The organism is Williamsia sp. DF01-3 (genome assembly GCF_023051145.1).
Taxonomy (GTDB): Bacteria; Actinomycetota; Actinomycetes; order Mycobacteriales; family Mycobacteriaceae; genus Williamsia.
This window is the reverse complement of the sequence record NZ_JALKFS010000005.1, coordinates 2,389,398-2,415,778: the sequence shown is the minus strand read 5'-3', so window position 1 is coordinate 2,415,778 and position 26,381 is coordinate 2,389,398. Positions and strand designations below refer to the sequence as shown.

The window sequence follows — 26,381 nt, the reverse complement described above, 5'->3', positions numbered from 1 at the left end:
GAATACACACTCATCATCGATTGCCCACGATCTGCGATTTGCTCATCATCTGCGGTCTCTGACCGATCCGTCTCTCATGCGCCTCCAGCAGCTCGTCGCGCCACCGGCCGTCGAGCGCCGCCGTTGCCGCGGTGCGCGTTAGCGCCATTGCCCCATCGACCACTGCCTGGTCTGCCGATGCCGACGCCGCCGCGGCGGCGAACTCCACCTCGTGGGTCCGGGCCCCATCGCTGTCGATACCGATCAGGGGGTGAATCGACGGCAGCATGTGACTGATGTTGCCCATATCCGTACTACCCAGTGGCCGAACACCTTCGACGGAAGGAGGCAGCACCTCACGACCGAGATCGGTGATCGCGTCGCGGTACGCGCCGAGCAGGCGCGGGTCGTGCCTCAGTTCGAGGTAGGTCGGCGACACGGTGGACACCTCATGAGTACAACCGGTGGCGATGGCCCCGGCTGCGAAACAACCTTCGGCGCGCTCACTCAGATCCAGCAGCGACGCCTCGTCTCGAGCACGCAGGTAATACAACAACTCACTGTGTCCGGCAACGATGTTCGGGGCGCTGCCCCCGACACTGATCATGCCGTGCAGCTGCTGTCCCCGACGCAGGTGCTGACGCAGCAACCCCAAGGACACCTGAGCGATCGTGGCCGCATCCGCAGCGTTGCGCCCACGTTCGGGCGCGGCAGAGGCATGCGACTCGACACCCGTGTAGCGGATCGCAAGATCCGCCAATGCCAATGAGCTGCAGGCCACTTCGTCCGCAGTCCCGGGATGGACCATCAAAGCCATTGCCACCGAGTCGAAAACACCGGCCTCGGCCATGGTGATCTTGCCGCCACCGGTCTCCTCGGCAGGAGTACCGAGTACCAGCACGGTGATGCCGAGCTCGTCCGCGATCTCGGCGAGGCCGCGCGCGGCTCCCACCGCAGCGGCCGCGATCACGTTGTGACCGCACGCATGGCCGATTCCGGGCAGCGCGTCGTACTCGGCACACAGCCCGACAACGAGGTCCCCTGAGCCGTAAGTGGCCGTGAAGGCTGTGGGCAGATCGGCCACACCGACGTCGACGATGAAGCCGTGATCGTCGAGCAGATCGGTGATCTTTGACACGCTGCGGTGCTCGGCAAACGCCAATTCGGGCTCGGCGTGGAGTGAATGGGACAACTCGACGAGGTCGCCGGCAACCGCGCGCACCGCACGGTCAGCTCGTTTCTCGATCTCCGCCATCAGGCCATTCTCTCACCCGTGGCCACCGTGGTCCGAACGGAGTTAGCCAATCAACGATGCCGGGGTGGGGCGCTCGAGGTCGGTCAACAGTGGCGCACGAAGTCCCTGCTTGATCACGGCGAGTGTGGGCCCGGCCACGGTGGCACGTCCGGCCGCGACACCCGATGCCTCCGTGAGCAGGTCGTCGATGGCAGCGGTCTGTTCGACGATGCCTGCCTCCGCGGCATCGAGTGCGCCGTACCGACGTCCGGTGGTCATGGCCTCGATGGCCGTCGCATCGGGCAGTCGGGTCCGCAGCAGCGACGCCATCCCCACGGTGAACGGCATCCCGAGAAGCACCTCGGGTAGCGACCAGAACCCCCGTTCGGTGCGCATGATGCGGTGGTCGGCGCACAGTGCCAGCATCGCGCCGGCCCCGAACGCGTGGCCGTTGATGGCTGCGACCGTGGGCTGCGGGAAAGTGAGCACTCGTACGTAGAGAGCGTGCACGCGGTCGAGGTACGCGGGGAGTTTGTCGGCGTTGGCACCGATGTAGTCCACGTCCAATCCGTTCGAGAAGAACTTGCCCGCACCGGTGATGACCAGCGCACCGGGAGTGGCGGCAGCAACCTCGTCGAGCAGGCCGTTGACGGCGTCCAGCCAGTCCATGGTGAACCGGTTCTCGGGATTGGCCTCGCTGGCCTCGGTCTCGCCGGCGCCCAGGTGAAGGGTGTGCACGACGTCGGCGGTGGTCACATACGGCATGCGGTGACCATATCGCCTTAGGGTTGAGCCCATGGCAATCGACGGCGCAGATGTGGACCCCTCGACCGATCCCAGGGCAAGTGCTCAGACCGCGGCTGCTGCCATCGCGCAGCAGAGCGGCCTCGACAACCACGATGTGGCGGTGGTCCTCGGCTCGGGGTGGGCGCCGGCCGCCGACGCGCTCGGCGCGGCAGAGACCAGCATCCCGATGGCGACGCTGCCCGGCTTCACCCCTCCCAGCGCCGAAGGTCATTCGGGCACCGTTCATTCGTTGCACATCGGCGGCAAATCGGTTCTGGTGTTGCTCGGCAGAACACACGCCTACGAGGGCCATCCCCTCGCGAATGTCGTTCATGCCGTCCGGACCGCCGCGGCTGCCGGTGTCCGAACCCTTGTGCTCACCAACGCCGCCGGTGGACTGCGCTCCGACATGACCGTCGGTCAACCGGTTCTGATCAGCGATCACCTCAACCTCACGGGCCGCTCGCCGCTGGTCGGCGCGCAGTTCGTGGATCTGGTCAACGCCTATTCGCCGAGGCTCCGCGGGATCGCGCAATCCGTCGATCCCTCTCTCGCCGAGGGTGTTTACGCGGGGCTTCCCGGGCCGCACTACGAGACACCCGCCGAGATCAACATGCTGCGGGTCATCGGTGCAGATCTTGTCGGGATGTCCACCGTTCACGAGACCATCGCGGCCCGAGCGGAAAAGCTCGAGGTACTCGGCATTTCTCTGGTCACCAACCTCGCAGCAGGGATCACCGGAGAGCCCCTCGACCATGAGGAGGTGCTCGAGGTCGGCCGTGCATCGGCGACACGGATGGGTCACCTCCTGGCCCAGGTGATCGAGAAGATCTGATCGTCAGATGAGCCACCTCGACAAGGTGCAGGCCTGGATCGACGCAGACCCGGACCCGGCCACCAGCCGCGAACTGCAGACCCTCGACTCCGATTCGATTGCCGAGCGCTTCTCGGACACATTGCATTTCGGCACCGCAGGACTGCGCGGCCCGGTTCGCGCGGGACCGATGGGGATGAATGTCGCAGTGGTCACGAAGGCGACGGCAGGCGTCGGGCAATGGCTCATCGACCATGGCCATCGCGGCGCCGCGGTTGTGGTCGGCCGCGATGCCCGGCACGGATCCGAGCAGTTCTTCCACGCGACAACCGAAGTGCTTGCCGCACAGGGTTTTGATGTCGTTGCGCTCCCCGATCCCGGCCCAACGCCCCTGGTCGCCTTCGCCGTTCGCGATCTCGGCGCGGCCGCGGGGATCCAGATCACCGCATCGCACAACCCACCCGCCGACAACGGCTACAAGGTGTACCTCGACGGTGGCGCCCAACTGGTCCCGCCCGCCGACAACGAGATCGAGCAGCTCATCGGCCACACCGGCGCCGCAAGCTCGATCGCCCGTCTCCCGGTGGACCCGGACTCCCGCGCCGACGCGAACACCGAGAGGTACCTGGCCCGCCTCGGGTCGCGCTTCGGCACGCGGCGCAGCGATCTCAAGGTCGCGTTGACCGCCATGCACGGTGTGGGTGGCAAACTCGCGGTCGAAGCCCTGCGTCGGGCCGGTTTCACGAAAGTCGTTGTGGTGCCCGAACAACAACACCCTGACCCCGACTTCCCGACTGCGACTTTCCCCAACCCGGAAGAACCCGGAGCTGCGGATCTCCTGCTGGACCTCGCCGATGACATCGACGCCGACCTGGCCATCGCTCTCGATCCGGACGCTGATCGCTGCGCGGTCGGGGCCCTGGTCGAGGGCTCGTGGCGGATGTTGACCGGCGATGAAACGGGCGCGCTCCTCGGCGCCGACATCCTCGCTTCCCGGAACACCGTGGCCGGAACCGGGAGCAGCCCGCTGGTTGCCAGCACGATCGTCTCCGGCAGCCTGCTGAGCAAGATCGCCGCGGCCGCGGGTGCACGCCATGCGACCACCCTCACAGGCTTCAAATGGCTGGTCCGTGCAGGCGAGGGACTCGTGTACGCCTACGAAGAAGCCATCGGCCACTGTGTGGACCCGGAGGCCGTCCGGGACAAGGACGGCATCAGCGCCGCCGTGGCACTCTGCGTGCTGGCAGACGATCTCGCCCGGTCCAGCCGAACACTCGCCCAGCGCCTTGACGAGCTGTTCGAACTCCACGGCGTCCACAGAACTGGTCAGTACTCGCTGCGGGTCGACGACCTTGATCGGATCGCAGAGATCATGCGGTCGCTGCGTCACGATCCGCCTTCTGAACTCGCGGGGGTTGTTGTTGCGATGGAGGATTTTCTCTTCAGACCGCCATCGCAGTCCACGGACCCATCGCAGTCCACGGACGCAGTGCAGTTCACCGGCACCACCGACACCGGAACGATCCGGGTGATCGCACGGCCGTCGGGTACCGAACCGAAGCTGAAGTTCTATCTCGAGGTGACCGAATCTCCCGGACGGCCGCTCGGCGATGCGCACGCGGCTGCCCAGCGACGATTGGCGCAGCTGACCGACGAGGTGTCGGCATTGACCAACGCCGGCCACCGGTAGGGTGAGCGCGTGAGCGGCAACTTCTACCCGACTCCCCCGCCGAGATCACCGTGGGCTTCTCCTCTGGTCATCGGCGCTGTCGTGGCGGGCGTCTTGGTCCTCGCGCTCGCAGTACTCCTGGGTTTTCTCTTCATCCCCGCGGACAAAAAGTCCTCGGCGTCAGACAACAGCTCCACGACGCCGCCCCCGACCACAACGCAGCAGGTGTCGACGAAAACCGAGACGGTGACCGCCACGACGCCTCCGACCACCACACCACCGACGATCTCGACCCCGCGGGCCACGCCCACGGTGCCGGGCACCGACTGGCAAGGTTTCGTCAGCGGGCCCCGCTGCAACGCGGCCGGCGATCCGGCGGTGATGATCGGCCAGACCGCGCGGTCGAATGTTGTTGTCTGCCAGGTCGGTACCCAGGTCGGCCGCTACTACTACAAGGGCCTCGCGGACGGCCAGAGCACCGAGCTGCAATTCCCCACCCGGTCGGGTGATCAGTTCGTCGCCGTCAACGTCGACACCACGTACGAGATGACACCCGCAGCCCTGACCATCTCGACCAACGGTTCGGTGGTCGCTGCCGAGCCGATGATCTACTACTGGACCAACTGATCTCGTGGTCGATCCCAGCTCTCGTGAGGTGCTTCACGCCGCACACATCGATGTGGTGCGCGGCGGGCGATTCCTCCTGCGCGACATCACCTTCACCGTTCACGCCGGAGAACATTGGGCACTGCTCGGACCCAACGGCGCCGGTAAGTCCACGCTGCTGAACATTCTCGGAGCGTTCGGCCACCCGACCCGTGGCACGGTGGACGTGCTCGGTCGCCGCCTCGGCCGGGTGGACATGCGCGAATTGCGCACACACATCGGGCACGTGGACCCGCGGCACCGATTGGATCTGCCGTTGTCGGCTCACGACGTAGTGCTCACCGGACTCACCAACACACCCGAACTCGACCACAGGCGTACATATACCGCCGACGAGAACAAACATGCCGACGAACTTCTCGACCTGCTGGGGATGTCGGACCGCCGAAAGTCGGTGTGGACGCTGATGAGCCAGGGCGAACGGGGCCGGACGCTCATCGCGCGAGCTCTGATGGCACGCCCATCGCTGCTGTTGCTCGACGAGCCGGCAACCGGGCTCGATCTCGCCGCCCGGGAACAACTGCTCGGGAGCATCGATCAACTGCGCCGCGAAGTCGTCGATCTCGCCAGCGTTCTGGTGACCCATCACCTCGAGGATCTGCCCACCAGCACCAGCCATGCCCTGCTCTTGCGTGACGGCCTGACGGTGGCGTGCGGCGAGGTCGACGAAGCCCTCACCACCGACACCATCAGCACCTGCTTCGACCATCCTGTACAGGTGCGCCGCGACGGCGGACGATGGTCCGCACGCAGTCACCCTTAGGAGAACCGGAGGAACCAACCGTGTCCGCAGCGTTCCCGCCGATCACCGGCCTCCATCACGTGAGTCTCACCGTGAGCGACGTCGACCGGAGTATCACCTGGTACCAGGATGTGTGCGGATTCCGGTTACGGCGACGCCACTCGAGTTACAACCTGAAAAAGGCCCTCCTCGCCCACGAATGCGGGATCCAGGTGGTACTCAACGGCCATGGGACCGACGCCATATCGGGTCGCTTCTCCGAGTTCCGTTGCGGTCTGGACCACCTCGCGCTCGCGGTCCCCGACCTGCGAGCACTCGAACGCTGGCTGGCCCATCTGGACGCCGCGGGCGTCGAGCACAGCGGGATCGCCGTCGGCTCCACCGGCCACCTCATCGCTTTCCGTGACCCCGACGGCATCGCGCTCGAGTTCTACACGGTCTGACCGAGCCGCCCGACCTGCGTCGGGATGCACCGGGTCAAGCTCCCGTCAGCGGGGCCCGAACTGGCGGTCCCCGGCGTCGCCGAGCCCGGGTGTGATGTATGCGGCGGCGTTGAGCCCGTCGTCGACGGCCGCGGTGACCAGGCGCACCGGGTACCCCGATTTCTCCAGCGCCTCAACACCTTCCGGCGCGGCGACGACGCACACCGCAGTGATGTCGGTGGCCTTGCGCTGCACCAGCAGTTCGATCGTGTGCAGCATCGACCCACCGGTGGCAAGCATCGGGTCGAGCACGAAGACAGGTTGGCCGGTCAGATCGTCCGGCAGCGACTCGAGGTACGGAACCGGCTGGTGCGTCTCTTCGTTGCGGGCGATCCCGACGAATCCCACGTTCGCTTCCGGCACCATCGCGTGCGCCTGTTCCACCATCCCGAGGCCGGCACGCAGAACGGGAACCAACAGTGGCGGAGCTGCGAGGCGCACCCCCGTGGTGGTGGTCACGGGCGTCGTGACCGGCACCTCCGCGACCGGCGCTCCGACGAGCGCCTCGTAGATCAGCATCTGGGTGAGGTCGGCAAGCGCGCCACGAAAGGCGGCGTTGTCGGTGCGCTCGTCGCGCAACGTGGTCAGCCTTGCGGCGGCCAATGGATGATCAACAGCTCGGATCTGCATTGACCAACCATACGAGGGAACCGTCACGCCCGGCGATCGCGTCGAATGCCCATGAGTCAGGTCTCCGTTGATCCCGCCGCCCTCCGAACCGCCTCCCTCGGCACCCGCGCCGTCGGCGAGGACATTGCCACACATGCCTTGGCAGGCCGCGCCGACGCAGCACTGCTCGCTCCGGTGTTCGGCATCATCGGAGCCGAGTTCGGGGCCGCGGCCGCGATGGTCACCGACCGGCACTGCCGCGAGATCGAACAGCTCGCGGCGAGGGTCCGGACACTCGGTGATGGCCTGCGCGGCGCGCAGATCGCCTACGCCGACACCGACGACAACAACGCGGCGCAGATCGTGGCGATCTGATGATCCCCATCGAGCTCCTGCTCGCCCCGCTGAACGCCCTGATCACGGCGATGGGAACCGGCGTCCTGCCCGCGGGCGCTCCTGCGGCGCAACTTCGTTCCACCGCAGCGGTTCTCGACGACGCCAGGGCCACGCAGCATCGATTGAACAGCGAGCTGGCACCACAGTGGTCCGGTGCCGGCGGCTCCCAGGCTCTCGCCACACTCGACCAGGCGGTCCGGGACACCGCTCACCATTGCGACAACAGCGCCGACATCGCCGAGGTGATCGAGTCGGCAGCCGACAAGGTGCGCCTGGCCTCCGTCGAACTCCAGTCGATCCTCGATTCGTTTGTCACCATCGCCTCGGCCATGGGACCGTCGCTCTTCACCCCCGCCGGTGTGGCTGCGGTCATTCCGGTCGCGATGACACACGTCCAACGCGGCATCGCCGTGCTCGAGAAGACCCAAGCCGCATTGGCCGACGACACTCACCGTCTGATGGCCATCGGCCGTACCCCAGCAGGCTCAGCGATGGTCGGCACCCAATTGGCGCGAGTCGGCGACGAACTCGGAAATCTCACCGACGCAGCGTTCGGGCCGGTGCAGGCTGCTGCCCCAGTCACATCTCCAGACGCGGCCGGAGGAGCTCAGACGCTGCCGGCCGGATTGTCGGCGACCGACCCCGGTGGCACCGGCGTCGCCATCACCTTGCCCGACGGGTCGGTGGCCTACGCACCGAACGAACGAGCCGCAACAGCGGTACGGGCAGCACTGAGCCAGCAGGGCGTGCCCTATGTCTGGGGCGGCACCACGCCCGGGCAGGGTCTGGACTGCAGCGGTTTGACCCAATGGGCCTACCGGGAGGCCGGAGTCGAATTGCCCAGGCTTGCCCAGGAACAGGACACAGCCGGGGTCGCGATCGCACAGTCCGATCTCCAGCCGGGTGATCTCGCCGTGTGGTCGGGACACGTCGCCATGTACGTGGGCAATGGCCAGCTGGTGGAAGCCGGTGACCCGGTCAGCGTGTCCCCGCTGCGTACGACCAACATGGGTCAGACCTTCGAAGGGTTCTATCGACCGCGATGACTCGAGCGACACCACCGGCGATCCGGCACCGTCACGATCCGGCCATGCCCGATGTAGCCGACGTTCAGGATCGGTGACTAGGCTCTGTGGCCATGGCCGGAGACATCGTCCCAATCGAACTCGGAATCACCGAGGGCAACGCGTTCACCCTGTGGGCCCCACGCTGGCGTGAGGGTGACGATGAGTGGGAGGCATTCCTCGGTCTCGACGAGGATCTGTACGGCTTCGCGTCCGTGGCAGAACTGGTGGCCTTCATCCGTTCGGGCGACGACAACGATCTGGTGGAACACCCTGCGTGGAACACCGTTGTCGGACTCAAGGCCGACGAACTCGAACCGGCCGGGGACAAGTCCTTTGACCTGATCGCCGTTCCCGAGCTCGCCTCTGAAGACCCCACACCCGAGGTCATCGCCAAACTCGAGGACGTACTCGAGATCGTTCGGATCATCGGCGAGGTCTGCGAACTGACCCCGATCACCAAGTTCTTCAACGGCAACCCCATCCTCGGTGCCGTCACCACCGGCACCCGCAACTTCCAGGGCCGTGACGGTGAAGAACTGTGGGGGCGCATCGGAACACTCATCGACAAACGCTGGGACGACGTGGTCGATGCCATCGACGAGGTGATCACCAGCCCCGAGGTCGACGCTGACCTGGTGTCGGTGGCCGAGGCAGAGCTCCTCGCCGCCGCCAGTGCCGAAGACGAAGACGAGCCCGACGAAGACATCGAGTTGGTCGACGGAGAACCGGACGACACGGATTCCGATGACGACGACGATGACCTCGACGATGACGATGATGACGACGACGAGATCGACGAGGACGATTTCTGGGCGTCGGTCGGCATCGACCCCATCCAGATCATCACCGCCGACGGCGAGTTCTTCACGCTGCGTTGTTATCTCGACGACGACCCCGTCTTCTTGGGGGCACGCGGCAAGATCTTCGCCTTCCCCTCGCACCGGGCACTGGAGCGGTTCCTCGCCGACGACAACGAACACGACCTCTCCGTGGTCAGCACCTTCGAGGAGATCCAGGTCGCCGCAACCGACGGTTCGCTGGAGATCGAGGTGTACGAGGACAACGTCTACGTGCTGCCGGGCCTCACCGAGGACATCGCGGACGGTCCCCGCCGCATCGACCGTCGCCAGCTGGAGTTGGCAGTCGAGCTGTTCACCGACGCAGCCGATTTCGCCGACGACGATTCCGTCGCAGAAGCGCTGGGTTCGACGACGCCGCTGGGCTGGTTCGTCAACTACGCGCTCAACCCCGACCCGAAGCGCTTGGCCCCGAGCCCGCCCTTCGACAACGAGTCAGAGGCGTGGCGGGCGCTGGAGCACGAGTTCGAGACCCGGCTCGACAAGAAGCGCGGATAAAGCCACCGTCGACGCCGGTAGGAGCGCGGCTGACGGCGTTCAGCCGATGAGGACGGCGTACCCCGGCTTGATGACGTCGTCGATGATGGCAAGTCGTTCGTCGAAGTGGATGAACGCCGACTTCATCGCGTTCACCGTGAACCGTTCGAGGTCGGCCCAGCCGTAGTCGAACTGGTCGACGAGGACTTTGCACTCCCGGCTCATGGTGGTGTCACTCATCAGCCGGTTGTCGGTGTTCACCGTCACGCGGAACCGCAGTCGGGCCAGCACGTTGAACGGATGGGTCACCAGACTCTCGACGGCACCGGTCTGGACGTTGCTGCTCGGACACAACTCAAGCGGAATCCGCTTGTCGCGCACGTAATTCGCCACATCGCCCAGTTGGGCGTCGGGGAATGCACCTGCCGCAAGATCGGTGCCGGGCGGCAGAACGATGTCCTCGATCACCCGGACCCCATGTCCGAGGCGGTCGGCACCGCAGAAGCTGATCGCCTCGTGGATCGACGGTAGTCCGAATGCTTCGCCCGCATGAATGGTGAAGGGCGCGTTGTTCGCCCGCATGTACTCGAACGCATCGAGATGCCTGCTCGGCGGATAGCCGGCCTCGGCGCCCGCAATGTCGAAGCCCGCGACGCCGCGGTGGCGGAATCGCACTGCCAATTCGGCGATCTCCCTCGACCGGGCGGCGTGCCGCATCGCGGTCACCAGTGTGCGCACCTGGATCTTCCGGCCCCGGTCTGCCGCGTGTGCGGTGCCGTCGGCGAATCCTCGCAGCACGGCCTCGACAACCTCGTCGAGGGTCAGGCCGGCTTCCAGATGCTGTTCGGGGGCGAAGCGAACCTCCGCGTACACCACCCCATCGTCGGCGAGGTCTTCGGCGCATTCACGGGCCACCCGCTCGAGAGCCGCGACCGTCTGCATCACCGCGACGGTGTGTGTGAACGTCTCGAGGTACCGCACCAAGGATCCGCTGTCGGCGGCGTCGCGGAACCACGAGGCCAGGCCGGGGACGTCCTCGGCAGGCAGGTCCTTGTACCCCACATCGTGGGCCAACTCCAGCACGGTTCCCGGGCGCAGTCCGCCGTCGAGATGGTCGTGCAGGAGCACCTTCGGCGCGAGGGAGATCGTCGGCAAGTCCAGCGGCGCGGGAGTCATGTGTCGACGGTAACCCGATCGATCACCCGCGACCGGGCTTGCGGCGCTGTCGAACCGATCACGGCGGCCCCTGCCAGTGCCGCCGACCCGGCAGCAAAACGTTGCGGCGTTCCGGTGTACATGGTGAACAGCGGGTCGCCCACGGCCACCCGGTCGCCGGCACTCACATGGAGCTTCACCCCGGCCTCCGCCTGGACTGCTTCGCCCTGCCGTTCCCGGCCCGCACCCAGTCGCCATGCGGCCACGCCGACAGCCATGGCATCGATTGTTTCGACCACCCCGGCGGTCTGCGCGCGGATGACCTCGGACTCGGCGGCCACGGGCAGCGGCGCGCGGGGGTCGCCACCCTGGGCCCGGATCATCGCGTCCCAGACGTCCATCGCCTTGCCGTTCGACAGGTTGTCCGCCGGGTCCACCCCGGTGATCCCCGCGGCGTCGAGCATGGCGGCCGCCAACGCCACGGTGAGTTCGACGACGTCGGGCGGTCCACCACCGGCAAGTACGTCAACGGATTCGGTGACCTCCAGCGCGTTCCCTGCCGTCAGCCCCAAAGGCTCCGACATCGAGGTCAACAGAGCCGAGGTGCGCACACCTGCTTGGTTACCCAGCTCCACCATGATCTCGGCCAGCTCGCGCGCATCGGCCTCGGACTTCATGAAGGCACCGGAGCCGACCTTGACGTCCAGTACCAGCGCGCCGGTTCCCTCCGCGATCTTCTTGCTCATGATCGAACTCGCGATCAGCGGAATCGATTCGACCGTCCCCGTGACGTCGCGCAGCGCATAGAGCTTCTTGTCGGCGGGAGCCAGACTTGCACCCGCGGCGCAGATCACGGCGCCGACGGACTCGAGCTGCGCGACGATCTCGTCGTTCGTCAGGTCCGCCCGCCAGCCGGCGATGGCCTCGAGCTTGTCCAACGTGCCACCGGTGTGCCCCAGTCCGCGGCCGGACAGTTGTGGCACCGCGACGCCGAAGGACGCGACGAGCGGCGCCAGCGGCAACGTGATCTTGTCCCCCACCCCACCTGTCGAGTGCTTGTCGACGGTCCTCAGCTGCTTGCCGTTGCGCCGGAGATGGGTGAAGTCCATCCGTTCTCCGGAGTTCATCATCGCCGCCGTCCACCGGGCGATCTCACGGCGGTTCATGCCGCGCAACAGGATCGCCATCGCGAGCGCCGACATCTGTTCCGCGTGCACCGTGCCGTGGGTGAACGCATCGATGACCCAGTCGATCTGTCCGTCGCTCAACGCGTGACCGTCTCGTTTGGTGGCGATCACCGTGACCGCGTCGTGGATCTCAGACACCACCGATCTCCTTGTTCCCGTCAGCCCCATCGGCCACTCGCCCCTCGACCACTCGGCCGGCCTCGAGATCGGCGGGCCCGAACGAGTCCGGCAGCAGAACGCCCAGCGGCTTGGGCCCATCGCGGTGATCGATCAGCATCGTGGCCCCGCCGTGCTCGAGCAACACTTGGCGGCAGCGTCCACAGGGCATCAGGATCTTGCCCCGGCTGTCGGTGCAACTGAGCGCCACGAGGCGCCCACCACCGGAAACGTGGAGGTTTCCGGCCAGCGTGCACTCGGCGCAGAGCCCTAAACCATATGAGACATTTTCCACATTGCAACCGGTAACAATTCGCCCGTCGTCGACTAGGGCGGCAGCGCCCACCGGGTACCGCGAGTAGGGGGCGTAGGCATTCGTCATCACCCCTAAGGCCTTGTCTCGCAACAGATTCCAATCAATATTGGCCGACATTTGGCAGCCTTTCGCTCGCGGCGGACAGCGCGGGCGTATCCGCGCCTGACATGTGAAGAATGGTAAGGCAACCCTAATTCGAGATGCCTTGGGGCTCTTGTCGACTCGGGGAGGATTCCACCCTCGTTCAGCTTAGGTTTAAGGTTTGTTTTGTGGGTCCACGATCGAGCTGCCGGAACCGCGCTCGACGCGTCCATCAACGATGTTGGAGGCCAATTTCTCGATGAGCATTCCTACAGAGACCGCGCCCGCCCCGGTGCGCAAACGTTCCCTGTATCGGGGTGACCCAGGCATGTGGTCCTGGGTACTGCACCGGATCACCGGTGTCTCGATCTTCTTTTTCCTCTTTGTGCACGTGCTCGATACGGCAGTGATCCGGATCGACCCCGACAAGTACTCCGAGATCATCGAGACGTACAAGAACCCGATCGTCGGCTTGATGGAAATCGGCCTCGTGGCGTGTGTGCTTTACCACGCTCTCAACGGCGTTCGCATCATCCTGATCGACTTCTGGTCGAAGGGTCCCAAGTACCAGCGTCAGATGCTGTGGATCATCTTGGGCTTGTTCGTCATCCTGTTCGGCGCGGCGACGGTCCGGTTGCTGCAGCTCATCGTGGAACACATCTAGGGAGGCCGGACGATGACCACATCACAAACCCCCCGGATAGCCAAGACATACGGCACCGACCACGACCGGCCGGCCAGTCTGGACAACCCGCGCTCACCGCGCCGCCCCAAGGGCGGCAACTTCGAGAAGAACGCATGGCTGTTCATGCGCTTCTCCGGCCTCGCGCTGATCATCCTGACCATCGGCCACATGTTCATCATGCTGGCCTGGGACGACGGTGTTCACCGGATCGACGCCTCGTTCGTCGCGGCGCGCTGGAAAGAACCGTTCTGGCAGGTCTGGGACATCTCGATGCTGTGGCTGGCCCAGCTGCACGGCGGCAACGGTGTCCGCACGGTGATCGCGGACTACTCGCGAAAAGACTCGACACGTTTCTGGCTGAACGTCCTGCTGGCGCTGTCGATGATCCTGGTGTTGCTCACGGGCACGTACGCCCTGCTCACCTTCGACATCACGAGCGTGGGCTGACCCCGATCCGCCTTCCGGCCACGACCGCATGCCTCCGGCGAGCACCCACCGGCCGCATCCGGTGACACTGATGAGAGAGAAGCCATAGATGCAGGAACACCGTTACGACGTGGTGATCGTCGGCGCCGGCGGCGCCGGGATGCGCGCGGCCATCGAAGCCGGTCCACGCACCCGAACAGCTGTGCTGACCAAGCTCTACCCCACCCGTAGCCACACCGGCGCTGCGCAGGGCGGCATGTGCGCCGCTCTGGCCAACGTCGAAGAGGACAACTGGGAGTGGCACACCTTCGACACCGTCAAGGGCGGCGACTACCTCGCCGACCAGGACGCCGTCGAGATCATGGCCAAGGAGGCGATCGACGCCGTCCTCGACCTCGAGAAGATGGGCCTGCCGTTCAACCGGACCCCCGAGGGCAAGATCGACCAGCGTCGATTCGGCGGGCACACCCGCGACCACGGCAAGAGCCCGGTCCGTCGGGCCTGCTACGCGGCCGACCGCACCGGCCACATGATCTTGCAGACGCTGTACCAGAACTGCGTCAAGCACGACGTCGAGTTCTTCAACGAGTTCTACGCGCTCGACATCTGCCTCACCGAGAACGACAAGGGCGAGAAGGTTGCCACCGGTGTGGTCGCCTACGAGCTGGCCACCGGCGAGATCCACGTCTTCCACGCCAAGTCGATCGTCTTCGCGACCGGCGGCTCGGGACGCATGTACAAGACCACGTCCAATGCACACACCCTCACCGGTGACGGCATGGGCATCGTCTTCCGCAAGGGTCTGCCGTTGGAGGACATGGAGTTCCATCAGTTCCACCCGACAGGTCTTGCCGGGCTGGGCATCCTGATCTCCGAGGCCGTACGCGGCGAGGGCGGCATCCTCCGCAACGTGGACGGTGAGCGGTTCATGGAGCGCTACGCCCCCACCATCAAGGACCTCGCTCCCCGCGACATCGTCGCCCGCTCGATGGTTCTCGAGGTTCTCGAAGGCCGCGGCGCCGGACCGAACAAGGACTACGTCTACATCGACGTCACCCACCTCGGTGAGGAGGTCCTCAACGAGAAGCTGCCCGACATCACCGAGTTCGCTCGCACCTACCTCGGCGTCGATCCGGTCACCGAATACGTACCCGTGTTCCCCACCTGCCACTACGTCATGGGCGGCATCCCGACCAAGATCAACGGCGAGGTTCTGGCGAACAACGACGAGGTCGTGCACGGGCTGTACGCCGCCGGCGAGTGTGCGTGCGTCTCGGTCCACGGCGCAAATCGCCTCGGCACCAACTCACTCCTCGACATCAACGTCTTCGGTCGTCGCGCCGGGATCGCAGCGGCCGAGTACGCGCTCAACACGGACTTTCACGAGATGCCCGAGGAGCCGACCAAGATGGTCGACGGATGGCTCGAGACCATCCTCTCCGATCACGGACACGAGCGTGTCGCCGACATCCGTACCGAACTGCAGGCCTCGATGGACGCGAACGCCTCGGTGTTCCGTACCGAGGAGACCCTCAAGCAGGCACTCACCGACATCCACGGATTCAAAGAGCGCTACAACCACATTCGTGTTCACGACAAGGGCAAGCGCTTCAACAGCGACCTGCTCGAGGCGATCGAGCTCGGCTTCCTCCTGGAGATGGCCGAGGTCACCGTCGTCGGCGCGCTGAACCGGAAGGAATCGCGCGGCGGTCACGCCCGCGAGGACTACCCCGATCGCGACGACACCAACTACATGCGGCACACGATGGCCTACAAGAAGGGCGACACCCTTCTCTCCGACATCGAGTTGGACTACAAGCCAGTGGTCCAGACCCGTTACGAGCCGATGGAGCGGAAGTACTGATGACCATAACCACCGATGTCGCCGCCGGCGAAGCTCCCGACGGCCCCCCACTCCCCCGGTGCCCGACGAGGCGACCATGGTGACCCTGAAGATTCGCCGGTTCAATCCGGAAGATCCGGACGCACAGGGTTTCGAAAGTTTCCGCGTGCCTGCTCTGCAGACCGACCGCCTGCTCAACCTGCTGCACTACGTGAAGGGCTACCTCGACGGCACCCTGACGTTCCGTCGCTCCTGCGCTCACGGAGTCTGCGGCTCCGATGCCATGCGGATCAACGGTGTGAACCGGCTGGCCTGCAAGCTGCTGATGAAGGACATGCTCCCCAAGGACAAGTCCAAAGAGATCACCATCACCATCGAACCGATCCGCGGCCTGCCCGTGGAGAAGGATCTCGTGGTCGACATGGAGCCGTTCTTCGACGCGTACCGCGCCGTCAAGCCGTTCCTGATGACCAGCGGCAACGAGCCGACTCGTGAGCGCATCCAGAGCCAGACCGACCGCGCGCGGTTCGACGACACCACGAAGTGCATTCTGTGTGCATGCTGCACCACCAGTTGCCCGGTGTACTGGAGCGAGGGCAGCTACTTCGGTCCCGCAGCCATCGTCAACGCTCACCGCTTCATCTTCGACAGCCGCGACGAAGGTGCCGCAGAACGGCTGGACATCCTCAACGAGGTCGACGGTGTGTGGCGTTGCCGCACCACCTTCAACTGCACCGACGCCTGCCCCCGCGGCATCCAGGTGACCCAGGCGATCCAGGAAGTCAAGCGCGCGTTGATGTTTGCCCGCTGATCTGAGCAAGTTCCCGACACACCCAATGGCCGTCACCTCGAGGTGACGGCCATTGTGCTGTCCGGGGCCGGTTCAGTAGTGGTAGGTGTCGGACGGCGCGGGCATGTGGTCGGGGTCGTCGTATTCTTCGCTGAACTCGATGCCGTAGGCACGCGCGAGATCGAGGATCTTGGTGCCGCGGGCAATGCGTGGCAGGTCGGACCCGTTGCGGATCTCGCCGCCGTCACGTTCGAACTCGGCGAAGAACTCCAGCGCCCAGGCGATCTCCTCGTGCGAGGGTGAGAGACCCTCGTTGACCGCAGCGCACTGGTCGGGCGTCAGGCAGATCTTTCCCGTCATCCCGAACTCGGCGCTCACGGCCGTGGCCTCACTCAGCTTGAGCGCCGACGACCCGACCGTGGGCCCATCGATCGCACTCGGCAGGTGGGCAGCTTTCGCGGCGATGGTGAAGCGCGATCGGGCGTACGCCAGCGTGGCGGGCTGATCACCGAAACCGGTGTCGCGCCGGAAGTCGCCGATACCGAAGGCCAGCCTGAAAGTACCCTTGGCCAAGGCGATCTCGCTGATCCGCTCCAAACCGCGGGCAGTCTCGACCAACGCGACGATCGGCACACCCGGTAGTCGTTTGGCGGTCTCGGTCACGTGGTCGACCGACTCGACCATGGCCAGCATCACGCCTCCGACCGTCACCTTGCTCAGCGCGTCGAGGTCGTCGGCCCACCACTGCGTACCGAAGCCGTTGACACGTACCCAGTCACGATTCCCGTCCCCGAGCCAGCGGACCACGTTCTCACGGGCGGCCACCTTGTCCCTCGGGGCGACAGCGTCCTCGATGTCCAGAACGACGATGTCGGCACGTGACTGGACAGCAGCTTGGAACCTCTCGTACTGCAGACCGTTCACCAGCAGCCAGCTGCGCGCCAGCACCGGGTCGATACGAAAACCGATGTCGTCGGGGTCGATGGCGGTGGCATTCTTCGGAGCGTTCACAACACACAATGGTCCTCTATCGATCCACGTCGGATCAACGGGGGCAAAGGGCGAGCGCGTCGCTGCCCACCATCAAGTCCACAAGACGAGCCAATAGGCGAGCCCGTGGTGGGTTCATCAACTAAATCAGTCGTCGTGTTACTGATCTGGAAACAATTTCGTTGTTGTGACGCGATTTGACTGTCGAAACCGTACGGTAAGCATGTTCGATCCCCTCACCGTCCGGAGATACCCATGGCCATTTCGGAAGCACCCGGTACCGCCGTCTCAGACAAGGGGCTGCGCGCCGGCTCACTGGGATTGGTGGGCAACGTCGTCATCGGCCTGTCAGCCGTGGCACCCGCGTACAGCCTCGCCGCCACTCTCGGTTTTGTTGTCGCAGCAGTGCACGAAAAGGCTCCGGCCATGTTCGTGCTCGCATTCATCCCCATGCTGCTGATCGCGTTCGCCTATCGCGAGCTCGGCCAGGACACCCCCGACTGCGGCACCACGTTCACATGGGGCACCAAGGCGTTCGGGCCCTGGGTCGGCTGGATCGGTGGCTGGGGCCTGGCGGTCTCGGCGATCATCGTGCTCGCCAACGTGGCCGAGGTCGCCGGCGTCTACCTACTTCGGTTCCTCCACCTCGATTCTTGGGCCGAGAACATCTGGATCAAGGTGCTGCTGGGCAGTGCCCTGATCGTGATGATGACGTGGGTCAGCATCCGCGGCATCGTCATCAGCGAGCGGATGCAGAACGTCCTGATCACCGTTCAATTCGGTGTCCTCATCACCGCCAGCGTGATCGCGCTCGTCAAGGTCGGCCTCGACAAGGCCGGCCCACAGGCAATCAATCCCGAGCTCAGCTGGCTGTGGCCGAGTGGCCTGAGTTCGTCGGCGATCGCCGAAGCCGTCATCCTCTGCATCTTCATCTACTGGGGCTGGGACGCCTGCCTGGCCGTCGGCGAGGAAACCAAGGACTCCGCGAAGACACCGGGCCGCGCTGCCGTCCTCACCACGATCATCCTGGTCTGCACCTACGTCCTGGTCGCCTACGCCATCCAATCGTTTGCCGGATTCGGCGACACCGGTATCGGCCTGAACAACGAAGAGAACGCCGATGACGTGCTGACCATCCTCGGTGATCCCGTTGCCGGCGCAGTTCTCTCGGCGCTGTTACTGCTCACCGTGTCGGTCTCCGCGCTGTCGTCCACACAGTCCACCATCCTGCCGACCGCTCGCGGAACGCTCTCCATGGCCGTCTACGGGGCGATCCCCAAACGCTTTGCGACCATCCATCCCCGTTACATGACACCGGCATTCGGCACGGCCGTCATGGGTGGGGCCGCACTTGCGTTCTACCTCGTGCTGTCACTCGTCAGCGCCAACACCCTCGGCGACTCCGTGGCATCCCTGGGCCTGGCGGTGGCGTTCTATTACGGGATCACCGCGTATGCCTGTGTCTGGTATTTCCGCAAGACACTGTTCACATCTGTCCGAAACATGTTCTTCCGCGGCATCTTCCCGCTTCTCGGTGCCCTTGCGATGACGTGGGCCTTCATCAAGAGCGCAATCGACATGTACTCGATTGACTACGGGTACACCTCCGTCGGCGGCGTCGGCGGCGTGTTCGTCATGGGTGTGGGCATGTTGGTGCTCGGCATCCCTCTGATGTTGCTGTGTTTCGCATTCGGGCCGAAGGACTTCTGGAAGGGCAAGACCCTCAATGCCCGCACCGAAGTCAAGGTTCCTGATGTGTACTGAGGTCGGACAGCCGTCCGCACCCCGCAGTGCCCGCCCAACCCTCACCACAACGCCTGTAACGAAAGCCGGTTCACACTCATGAGATTGACAGTGGGTTACCTCTACACCGACACCGGTGATGACGGGGTGAACCTCGCCATCGCCATCGCTCGTGCCACCGGGGCTGCGATCGACCTCGTCTGCGTGGTGCGTGAAACCGAGCCGGATGGTTCACCGGGTCGGACGAGCTACCAAGAGGCGCTGGTTCGGAAAGCACAGCAGTGGCTCGACGAGGTGGTCGAGGACATCCCAGACGGCATCGATGTGAAGACGCACACCCCGGTCGCCGAATCGTTCCCCCAGTGTCTCATCGAGTTCGCTCTCGAGACCAAGGCAGCGATGATCGTGGTGGGCGGCACGAGCGACGGCATCCTGGGCAAACACACCCTCGGAACCATCTCGTCGGCTCTGACCCACGCCTCACCGGTACCGGTCGCCTTGGCGCCCCGCGGATACAGTCGCGCCGACATCCCCACCATCGACACGTTGACGGTGGCTGTGCCCACTGCCGAGTCCAAAGACAATCCGCTCCCATTTGCCCTCGGCCTCGCGCGGGAAGGCGGATTGAATCTCCGTCTCCTGTCGCTGGTCTCCCACGACGGATACGCCGAAACCGACGACGCTTCGTCCGAGGTTCGCACCCGTCACGTCGCCGCGGCAAAGGCCAACCTCAGGCTCGCCGAAGAAAGTTGTGGCGGTGCCGTAGGCATCGAATCGCTTGTCGCCGACGGCGACACGGTCGAGGAAGCGCTCGATGAATTGCGCTGGGGACCGGGAGATGTGGTGGTGATCGGGTCGGGACGGCTTGCTCCCCCACGCCGGGCGTTCCTGGGTTCCATGTCGGCCCGCATCTTGAGGAACACCGATGCGCCGATCATTGTCGTACCCAAGGACTTCACGCCCTGACCAGACCCGATCTTGGTGGGTTCGGGCGAAGCCGACCTGCACAAACGCTCGCCCGAACCCACCAAGATCGGGGTCAGGAGTCGAAGCCGAGGCCCAGCGCGTCCATGGTCTTGAGCCACAGGCCGCGCCGGCCCTGATTGCGGTCGGCACGTGCGAACTCATGGCGGGTGACGGTGATCCCGAACCACCGCAGCGGCTCCGGCGGGAAGGGCAGCGGCTTTGTCTGCACCATCTTCAGCCGGGTTCGCTCGGTGTCCTTCCCGTCGACGAGGTCGAGCGCGGTGCGCGCCCCGAAGTGTGAGGCCCCGACACCGAGCCCGGTGAAACCGAGGACGGACACCACCTTGCCGCCCATGCTCACATCCCAGAAGTTGCTGAACCGCGAGCAGGTGTCGATCACACCTCCCCAGGCGTGGCTGGCCTTGATCCCTTCCAGCTGCGGGAACACCTGCAACAGATGTTCGGCCAGCAGGGCGAATTCCGCCGGGCGCTGGGCATGCCGCGGATCGGTGTCCGAACCGTAGTGGTAGATCGCATCCCAGCCACCGAACAGGATGCGGTTGTCGGCGGTGAGCCGGAAATAGTGGAAACGGTTGCCCGAGTCGGCAAGTCCCTGACGACCCGTCCAGCCGATGGCCGCGAACTGCGCATCGGTGAGCGGCTCGGTCATGATCGCGTAGTCCCACACCGGCACCATCAGATGACCGAGTTTGCGGCGCAGGGGTTTTGATGCTGCCGTCGCCAGTATCACCTTGGCGGCATCAACCGTGCCGTAGCCCGTCTGCAGGTGCACACGATCACCCACCGAACGGAGCTCAGTGACTTCGCTGTGTTCGTACACGCGGACACCGAGGCGTTCGGCTGCCGCGGCCAGACCCCAGGCGAGGCGCGCGGGATCGATCAGGATCACGTCGGGGTCGTAGACCGCCCCGTGAGCCATCGGGCTCAAGATGTGGCGGGCGAGCTCGTCGGCATCGAGGAACCGCAACGGTTGGTCGAGGAGTTGACCCCGGCGCGCAACGTCTTTCAGGTCGTCCACCTGCCACTGAAAATTGGCGATGTCGAGCTCACCGTTGCGCTCTGCGTCGGCGTCGATGCCAAGGCGCCGCATCGCTGTTTCGATCTCATCGAGTGTCTCCACACCCATTCGGAGCAGCTCGGGTAACTCGTCGGCGTAGCGGTCCAGTCCGTTCACCAGGCCGTGGGTCAGACTGGCCGAACAGAACCCGCCGTTGCGTCCAGACGCTCCTTCGGCGATCCGCGCGCCCTCGAGCAGGATGACCGACCGCGCAGGATCTGCCTCGGCCGCCTGCACCGCTGCCCAGAGTCCGGTAAACCCGCCGCCGACGATCACCAGGTCCGCAGCCGTCGATCCGCTCAGTCGCCCCCGGGCAATGGGGCGTTCGGGCCGGTCGAGCCAGAAGGGCGCCGGCGCCGCCTCGGCGACCACGGCCGTTCCGCGGGCGGTGGGCGACAACGCCCAGGAGGCGGATGCCTTTATTGCGGCAGGGTGAAAACTGTTCGGTGCCATGGTTTTTGCGATACTCCTGTGATGTCGCTCATCACGTGTTTGATGGTGAGGTATTCGTCCAGCGAGTAAGTGGACATGTCCTTGCCGAATCCGGACGCACCGACTCCGCCGTGCGGCATCTCGCTGATGATGGGGATGTGATCGTTGATCCACACGCATCCGGCGCGGATCTCACGCGAAGCACGCTGAGCGCGGTACAGATCACGGGTCCATGCCGATGCGGCCAACCCGTACACGGTGTCGTTGGCGCGGCGAAGTGCATCGTCATCGTCGTCGAAGGCACTGACCGTCAGTACGGGGCCGAAGACCTCGTCTCGGTACACCTCGGCATCCTCGGGTACGTCGGCGAGCAGGGTCGGCGGATAGAAGGCGCCTGGGCCCTCTGGAACGGTGCCGCCGGTGACCACCCTGATGCCACCGTCGCGGGCGCGATCCACCATCGCCGACACCTTGTCGCGATGGGCAGCCGAGATGAGTGGGCCCATATCGGTCGCCGAATCGGTGGGATCACCCATCCTCACGGCGGACATCAACTCGGCCACACCGGCCACGAAGTCGTCGTACAGGGGTCGAGCCACAATGGCTCGCGTGGCGGCGGTGCAGTCCTGGCCGGAGTTGATCAACGCCCCAGCGACCGCTCCATGGACGGCCGCCTCGAGGTCGGCATCATCGAACACCACCAGTGGGGCCTTGCCCCCCAACTCCAACTGCACCCGGGTGCCGTGAACTGCGGCCTGCGCCATCACCTGACGGCCGACCCCGGTCGATCCGGTGAAGGTGACCACGTCCACGCCGGCATGGCCGGCGATGGCGGCACCCACCTCCGCGCCGGTACCGGTCAACACGTTGAACACCCCGTCTGGCAGTCCGGCCTCCGAGGCCAGGCGGGCCAACGTCAACGTGGTCAGCGGCGTGAGTTCGGCGGGCTTGAGGACCACGGTGCATCCGGCGGCCAACGCAGGCATGACCTTCCAGACCGCCATCTGCAACGGATAGTTCCACGGCGTGATGGACCCGACCACACCGACGGGTTCGCGCCGGATGGATGAGGTGTGCTCACCGGAGTACTCCGCCGTCGCCTTCCCTTCCAGGTTGCGGGCCAGACCCGCAAAGAAGGTGGTGTTGTCGACACATCCGGGCACGTCGAACTCGGTGGCGAGCCGGATGGGCTTTCCGGTGTGACTGACTTCTTCGGCCGCGAGGGCGTCGCCGGCCGCCGACATGGCGGATGCGAGCTCGGCCAGCACCGCACCACGGTGCGCCGGTGTCGCCGATGCCCAGTCCCGCAGCGCATCTCGCGCGACGTCCACCGCGGTGTCCACGTCCTGCGCCGAGGCGAGGGACGTAGAGGCGACAGCCTTGCCGGTGGCCGGATCGATGACGTCGTGCGTGGGCCCTGCGCCGACGAGCTCGGCACCACCCACCCAACCGGCGGCAAACGACGATGTCTTGGTCATGAAGGTCCTCGCACATGCGTGGTCGATTGGTCAGCGGTGCCTGCCACCTTACTGACCGATTGCGGAATCCGCGACCGTATTGCCTTTTGAACAACCAATTCGCCCGTTGTTGTTGCAGTCCGCTACGAAATCCGTAACCATGGCAATGCGAAGATCGAACCAGGATGCGCATCGAGAAGAATCGGGACCATGACCGATCAGCAACCGATAGCCCTAGACGACATCTCCAAGCAGATCATCGAGGAGCTGCAGGCCGATGGCCGACGTTCCTATGCCTCGGTGGGCAAGGCGGTGGGATTGTCGGAGGCTGCGGTGCGCAACCGGGTTCAGCGACTCAGCGATGCCGGGGTATTGCAGATCGTGGCGGTCACCGATCCCATGCAGGTGGGGTTCGCCCGCCAGGCGATGATCGGGATCCGTTGTACCGGAGACACTGCCGAGTTGGCTGATGCACTGGCAACCATCGAGGAGATCGATTACGTCGTGCTCACGGCCGGCTCCTTCGACATCGTCATCGAAGTGGTGTGCGAGGACGACGAGCATCTGCTGGACGTGCTGAACAAGAAGGTCCGATCGCAGCCTGGTGTGACCGGGACCGAAACCCTGGTCTACCTGAAATTGGTTAAACAACAATACAATTGGGGTACGCGATGACCGCTCTCGACACCGAGACAGCAAACCTGGGCACCCGCTCGGCACGCCACCTGTGGGGACACTTCTCCCGGCACGGCGACCAGACCATCCCTCCCGTGATCACCCGCGGCGAAGGGGCACGGATCTTCGATGATCGCGGGCAAAGCTACCTCGACGGCCTCTCGGGCCTGTTCGTGGTGCAGGCCGGGCACGGACGCGACGAACTCGCCGACGCCGCCGCCAAGCAGGCAAAGGAACTGGCCTTCTTCCCCTTGTGGTCGTACGCCACGCCACCAGCGATCGAACTGGCCGAGCGCCTCGCGGGATACGCCCCCGGCGACCTGAACCGGGTGTTCTTCACCACCGGCGGCGGCGAGGCCGTCGAGAGTGCATGGAAGCTTGCCAAGCAGTACTTCAAGCTCAAGGGCAAACCCGGAAAGCACAAGGTGATCTCGCGGGCGATCGCCTACCACGGCACACCGCAGGGAGCGCTGGCGATCACCGGCATCCCGGCACTCAAAGAGGCCTTCGAGCCTTTGACACCCGGTGCGTTCCGCGTGCCCAACACCAACATCTACCGCGCGACCGAGCACGGCGACGACCCGAAGGCGTTCGGCAGGTGGGCGGCCGACCGGATCGCCGAAGCCATCGAGTTCGAGGGCCCCGACACCGTCGCGGCGGTGTTCCTGGAGCCGGTACAGAACGCCGGCGGCTGTTTTCCGCCCCCACCCGGCTATTTCCAGCGGGTCCGCGAGATCTGCGACGAGTACGACGTTCTGCTGGTGTCGGATGAGGTGATCTGCGCCTTCGGGCGGATCGGTTCCATGTTCGCCTGCAACGACTTCGACTACATCCCCGACATGATCACCTGCGCCAAAGGGATGACGTCGGGCTACTCCCCGATCGGCGCGATGATCGCCTCGGATCGATTGTTCGAACCCTTCAACGACAACTCGACCTCGTTCGCTCACGGATACACCTTTGGCGGACATCCTGTTTCGGCCGCCGTTGCGTTGGCGAACCTCGACATCTTCGAGCGCGAAGGCCTCAACGACAGGGTGAGGGACCTCGCGCCGGCGTTCCGCTCGACCCTGGAACGGCTGAACGATCTGCCCATCGTCGGGGATGTACGTGGCGAGGGCTACTTCTACGGGATCGAATTGGTCAAGGACAAGACGACCAAGGAGACCTTCACCCCCGATGAGTCCGAACGCGTCCTACGCGGCTTCCTCTCCACGGCACTGTTCGACGCGGGCCTCTACTGCCGCGCCGACGATCGCGGCGACCCAGTTGTCCAACTCGCGCCACCGCTGATCTGCGGACAGGGCGAATTCGACGAGATCGAGCAGATCCTGCGTTCGGTTCTGACCGAGGCGTACAGCAAGATCTGACCTGCGCCGAGGCCTGGTCCGGTGACCCCTCCCGGACCAGGCTTCGGCGGCGGTCGCCGAGCCCCGACTTTCACTCAGCCTGAGCCGAACCCTGTCCCGCTGCGGCATGCTCGGACAGACTCGACGACATGACTGCCATCGCCGAATCGCGTTCCACCACCGTCAGTTCCATCGCGGTCCCGCGCACTGCCCTGTCGGTGACCAAACTCGGCGAGCACCTCGGCGCACGGGTGGACGGCGTGCGTTTGTCGGCAGACCTCGATGCGGCCACCGTCGAGGCCGTCCGTTCGGTGATCGCCACTCACAAGGCCGTGATCTTCACCGGCCAGCACCACCTCGACGACGACGCGCAGTACGCATTCGCATCCGTCCTGGGCAGCCCCACCAAGGCGCACCCCACGGTGCTGTCCCGCGGTGAGGACCTCCTGCCGCTCGAAGGGGCCGCGAACTCCTGGCACACCGATGTGACATTTGTCGACCGAATCCCGAAGATCTCGGTCCTGCGTTCCATCCAGCGACCGAGCTACGGCGGCGCGACGATGTGGGCATCGACCGTCGCCGCCTACGCTGCACTCCCCATTCCGTTGCGCGCGCTTGCCGACCGGTTGCGGGCTGTGCACTCGAACGACTACGACTACGCCGAACACCTCACGGTCGGCGACAGTTCCGATCCCGAGTACCGAGCAGAGTTCGGGAAGACCATCTACCGAACAGAGCACCCCGTGGTCCGCGTTCATCCCGAGACCGGGGAGCGCGCACTCACTCTCGGCCACTTCGTCCAGTCATTCACCGGGTTCAAAACCTCGGAAACAGCAGACCTACTCAGACTCTTTCAGGCCAGAATCGAACGGCCCGACAATACATTCCGGTGGAATTGGAATGAAGGCGATGTTGCCATCTGGGACAATCGGTCCACCCAGCATTACGGCGTCGCAGACTTCGGTGATCAATACCGTCGGGTCAACCGGGTCACCCTGGCCGGAGACATCCCGGTGGGAGTGCACCGCGATCGGTCGACGATCATCACAGGTGACGCCTCCGATTACTCGGTTGTCGAAACGCCGCGGCCACTGATCGGCTGGGAACCGGCCAGCAACGCAAGTATTCGCGGGTACGCGGATCTTCCGGCAAATTAATCCTGGCGCGCCGAAAAGCAACGGTCTTCGCACGTCACCTGGGCGTATCCAGGCACGGTAAAAGAAAAAGCGCGTTCATCCGGAGCCAGATAGTGATTGATGCTTAGTATTGCCGTG

The 26,381-nt window shown here is 65.0% G+C and carries 26 protein-coding genes; 17 read left to right on the top strand and 9 right to left on the bottom strand.

Annotation, left to right across the window (positions count from 1 at the left end):
* Nucleotides 1–13 precede the first annotated feature (13 nt).
* Both MVA47_RS13605 and MVA47_RS13600 read right to left on the bottom strand, forming a co-directional pair.
* Nucleotides 14–1,234: an amidohydrolase gene (locus tag MVA47_RS13605; RefSeq protein ID WP_247208332.1), complete on the bottom strand. Its 1,221-nt coding sequence runs from the start codon at nucleotides 1,232–1,234 to the stop codon at nucleotides 14–16.
* A 42-nt stretch (nucleotides 1,235–1,276) separates the two neighbouring features.
* Nucleotides 1,277–1,978, bottom strand: a complete 702-nt coding sequence (locus tag MVA47_RS13600; protein WP_247208331.1) for an enoyl-CoA hydratase/isomerase family protein — start codon at nucleotides 1,976–1,978, stop codon at nucleotides 1,277–1,279.
* A gap of 52 nt (nucleotides 1,979–2,030) precedes the next feature.
* On the opposite strand from MVA47_RS13600, the gene MVA47_RS13595 reads away from it, so the two are divergent.
* The 5 genes from MVA47_RS13595 to MVA47_RS13575 are packed head-to-tail and all read left to right on the top strand — an operon-like array spanning nucleotide 2,031 to nucleotide 6,333.
* Entirely contained in the window at nucleotides 2,031–2,834 is an 804-nt protein-coding gene (locus MVA47_RS13595; RefSeq protein ID WP_247210759.1) for a purine-nucleoside phosphorylase, read from the top strand.
* 7 nt (nucleotides 2,835–2,841) lie between these two features.
* Complete coding sequence (locus MVA47_RS13590; protein WP_247208330.1) at nucleotides 2,842–4,503, top strand: phospho-sugar mutase; 1,662 nt, start codon at nucleotides 2,842–2,844, stop codon at nucleotides 4,501–4,503.
* A gap of 9 nt (nucleotides 4,504–4,512) precedes the next feature.
* Nucleotides 4,513–5,109, top strand: coding sequence for a hypothetical protein (locus tag MVA47_RS13585; protein ID WP_247208329.1), 597 nt, complete (start codon nucleotides 4,513–4,515; stop codon nucleotides 5,107–5,109).
* Between the two features lie 4 nt (nucleotides 5,110–5,113).
* Nucleotides 5,114–5,911 carry an ABC transporter ATP-binding protein gene (locus tag MVA47_RS13580; RefSeq protein ID WP_247208328.1) on the top strand — a complete coding sequence of 266 codons (798 nt, stop codon included), beginning with the start codon at nucleotides 5,114–5,116 and terminating at the stop codon, nucleotides 5,909–5,911.
* 20 nt (nucleotides 5,912–5,931) lie between these two features.
* On the top strand, nucleotides 5,932–6,333 hold the full coding sequence (locus tag MVA47_RS13575) for a VOC family protein (RefSeq protein ID WP_247208327.1): 402 nt from the start codon (nucleotides 5,932–5,934) through the stop codon (nucleotides 6,331–6,333).
* A gap of 45 nt (nucleotides 6,334–6,378) precedes the next feature.
* On the opposite strand, the gene upp is transcribed toward MVA47_RS13575, so the two are convergent.
* A complete protein-coding gene (upp, locus tag MVA47_RS13570; protein WP_247208326.1) occupies nucleotides 6,379–7,002 on the bottom strand; it encodes a uracil phosphoribosyltransferase in 624 nt (207 codons plus the stop codon).
* Nucleotides 7,003–7,053: 51 nt separating this feature from the next.
* Here upp and MVA47_RS13565 point away from each other — a divergent pair, with 51 nt between their 5' ends.
* The 3 genes from MVA47_RS13565 to MVA47_RS13555 all read left to right on the top strand — a co-directional run bounded on the left by MVA47_RS13565 (nucleotide 7,054) and on the right by MVA47_RS13555 (nucleotide 9,799).
* On the top strand, nucleotides 7,054–7,356 hold the full coding sequence (locus MVA47_RS13565; protein ID WP_247208325.1) for a type VII secretion target: 303 nt from the start codon (nucleotides 7,054–7,056) through the stop codon (nucleotides 7,354–7,356).
* Nucleotides 7,356–8,423, top strand: a complete 1,068-nt coding sequence (locus MVA47_RS13560; RefSeq protein ID WP_247208324.1) for a C40 family peptidase — start codon at nucleotides 7,356–7,358, stop codon at nucleotides 8,421–8,423. The genes MVA47_RS13565 and MVA47_RS13560 overlap by 1 nt, the downstream gene beginning before the upstream one ends.
* Nucleotides 8,424–8,515: 92 nt before the next feature.
* On the top strand, nucleotides 8,516–9,799 hold the full coding sequence (locus MVA47_RS13555; RefSeq protein ID WP_247208323.1) for a primosomal protein: 1,284 nt from the start codon (nucleotides 8,516–8,518) through the stop codon (nucleotides 9,797–9,799).
* A 39-nt stretch (nucleotides 9,800–9,838) separates the two neighbouring features.
* Here the strand turns inward: MVA47_RS13555 and MVA47_RS13550 are convergent, their stop codons facing one another.
* Genes MVA47_RS13550 through MVA47_RS13540 form a run of 3 tightly spaced genes read right to left on the bottom strand, consistent with a single transcriptional unit; the run spans nucleotide 9,839 to nucleotide 12,709 of the window.
* Nucleotides 9,839–10,954 (bottom strand): adenosine deaminase, encoded by a 1,116-nt coding sequence (locus MVA47_RS13550; RefSeq protein ID WP_247208322.1) that lies wholly within the window; start codon nucleotides 10,952–10,954, stop codon nucleotides 9,839–9,841.
* A complete protein-coding gene (locus tag MVA47_RS13545; protein ID WP_281504731.1) occupies nucleotides 10,951–12,288 on the bottom strand; it encodes a thymidine phosphorylase in 1,338 nt (445 codons plus the stop codon). Before MVA47_RS13545 ends, MVA47_RS13550 begins: the two co-directional genes overlap by 4 nt.
* Entirely contained in the window at nucleotides 12,251–12,709 is a 459-nt protein-coding gene (locus MVA47_RS13540) for a cytidine deaminase (RefSeq protein ID WP_247208320.1), read from the bottom strand. Before MVA47_RS13540 ends, MVA47_RS13545 begins: the two co-directional genes overlap by 38 nt.
* A 223-nt stretch (nucleotides 12,710–12,932) precedes the next feature.
* Here MVA47_RS13540 and sdhC point away from each other — a divergent pair, with 223 nt between their 5' ends.
* From sdhC to MVA47_RS13520, 4 genes are all read left to right on the top strand, one after another.
* On the top strand, nucleotides 12,933–13,337 hold the full coding sequence (sdhC, locus tag MVA47_RS13535; RefSeq protein ID WP_038254497.1) for a succinate dehydrogenase, cytochrome b556 subunit: 405 nt from the start codon (nucleotides 12,933–12,935) through the stop codon (nucleotides 13,335–13,337).
* A gap of 12 nt (nucleotides 13,338–13,349) precedes the next feature.
* Nucleotides 13,350–13,805: a succinate dehydrogenase hydrophobic membrane anchor subunit gene (locus MVA47_RS13530; RefSeq protein ID WP_247208319.1), complete on the top strand. Its 456-nt coding sequence runs from the start codon at nucleotides 13,350–13,352 to the stop codon at nucleotides 13,803–13,805.
* Nucleotides 13,806–13,893: 88 nt separating this feature from the next.
* Entirely contained in the window at nucleotides 13,894–15,648 is a 1,755-nt protein-coding gene (gene sdhA / locus MVA47_RS13525) for a succinate dehydrogenase flavoprotein subunit (protein ID WP_247208318.1), read from the top strand.
* Nucleotides 15,649–15,706: 58 nt separating this feature from the next.
* Nucleotides 15,707–16,438, top strand: a complete 732-nt coding sequence (locus tag MVA47_RS13520) for a succinate dehydrogenase iron-sulfur subunit (RefSeq protein ID WP_247208317.1) — start codon at nucleotides 15,707–15,709, stop codon at nucleotides 16,436–16,438.
* Between the two features lie 72 nt (nucleotides 16,439–16,510).
* On the opposite strand, the gene MVA47_RS13515 is transcribed toward MVA47_RS13520, so the two are convergent.
* Nucleotides 16,511–17,428 carry a CoA ester lyase gene (locus MVA47_RS13515; RefSeq protein WP_062800291.1) on the bottom strand — a complete coding sequence of 306 codons (918 nt, stop codon included), beginning with the start codon at nucleotides 17,426–17,428 and terminating at the stop codon, nucleotides 16,511–16,513.
* 234 nt (nucleotides 17,429–17,662) lie between these two features.
* Here MVA47_RS13515 and MVA47_RS13510 point away from each other — a divergent pair, with 234 nt between their 5' ends.
* Both MVA47_RS13510 and MVA47_RS13505 read left to right on the top strand, forming a co-directional pair.
* Nucleotides 17,663–19,171, top strand: a complete 1,509-nt coding sequence (locus tag MVA47_RS13510) for an APC family permease (protein WP_247208316.1) — start codon at nucleotides 17,663–17,665, stop codon at nucleotides 19,169–19,171.
* A gap of 78 nt (nucleotides 19,172–19,249) precedes the next feature.
* On the top strand, nucleotides 19,250–20,116 hold the full coding sequence (locus MVA47_RS13505; protein ID WP_247208315.1) for a universal stress protein: 867 nt from the start codon (nucleotides 19,250–19,252) through the stop codon (nucleotides 20,114–20,116).
* Nucleotides 20,117–20,189: 73 nt separating this feature from the next.
* On the opposite strand, the gene MVA47_RS13500 is transcribed toward MVA47_RS13505, so the two are convergent.
* Both MVA47_RS13500 and MVA47_RS13495 read right to left on the bottom strand, forming a co-directional pair.
* On the bottom strand, nucleotides 20,190–21,647 hold the full coding sequence (locus MVA47_RS13500) for an FAD-binding oxidoreductase (RefSeq protein WP_247208314.1): 1,458 nt from the start codon (nucleotides 21,645–21,647) through the stop codon (nucleotides 20,190–20,192).
* Entirely contained in the window at nucleotides 21,614–23,104 is a 1,491-nt protein-coding gene (locus tag MVA47_RS13495; protein ID WP_247208313.1) for a gamma-aminobutyraldehyde dehydrogenase, read from the bottom strand. Before MVA47_RS13495 ends, MVA47_RS13500 begins: the two co-directional genes overlap by 34 nt.
* A 189-nt stretch (nucleotides 23,105–23,293) precedes the next feature.
* Between MVA47_RS13495 and MVA47_RS13490 the strand changes: the two genes are divergently transcribed.
* The 3 genes from MVA47_RS13490 (at nucleotide 23,294) to MVA47_RS13480 (ending at nucleotide 26,264) form a co-directional block, all read left to right on the top strand.
* Nucleotides 23,294–23,758: an Lrp/AsnC family transcriptional regulator gene (locus MVA47_RS13490; RefSeq protein WP_023962114.1), complete on the top strand. Its 465-nt coding sequence runs from the start codon at nucleotides 23,294–23,296 to the stop codon at nucleotides 23,756–23,758.
* Entirely contained in the window at nucleotides 23,755–25,128 is a 1,374-nt protein-coding gene (locus tag MVA47_RS13485; RefSeq protein ID WP_247208312.1) for an aspartate aminotransferase family protein, read from the top strand. The genes MVA47_RS13490 and MVA47_RS13485 overlap by 4 nt, the downstream gene beginning before the upstream one ends.
* Before the next feature lie 128 nt (nucleotides 25,129–25,256).
* Nucleotides 25,257–26,264 (top strand): TauD/TfdA family dioxygenase, encoded by a 1,008-nt coding sequence (locus tag MVA47_RS13480; protein WP_247208311.1) that lies wholly within the window; start codon nucleotides 25,257–25,259, stop codon nucleotides 26,262–26,264.
* The last annotated feature ends 117 nt before the right edge of the window (nucleotides 26,265–26,381 follow it).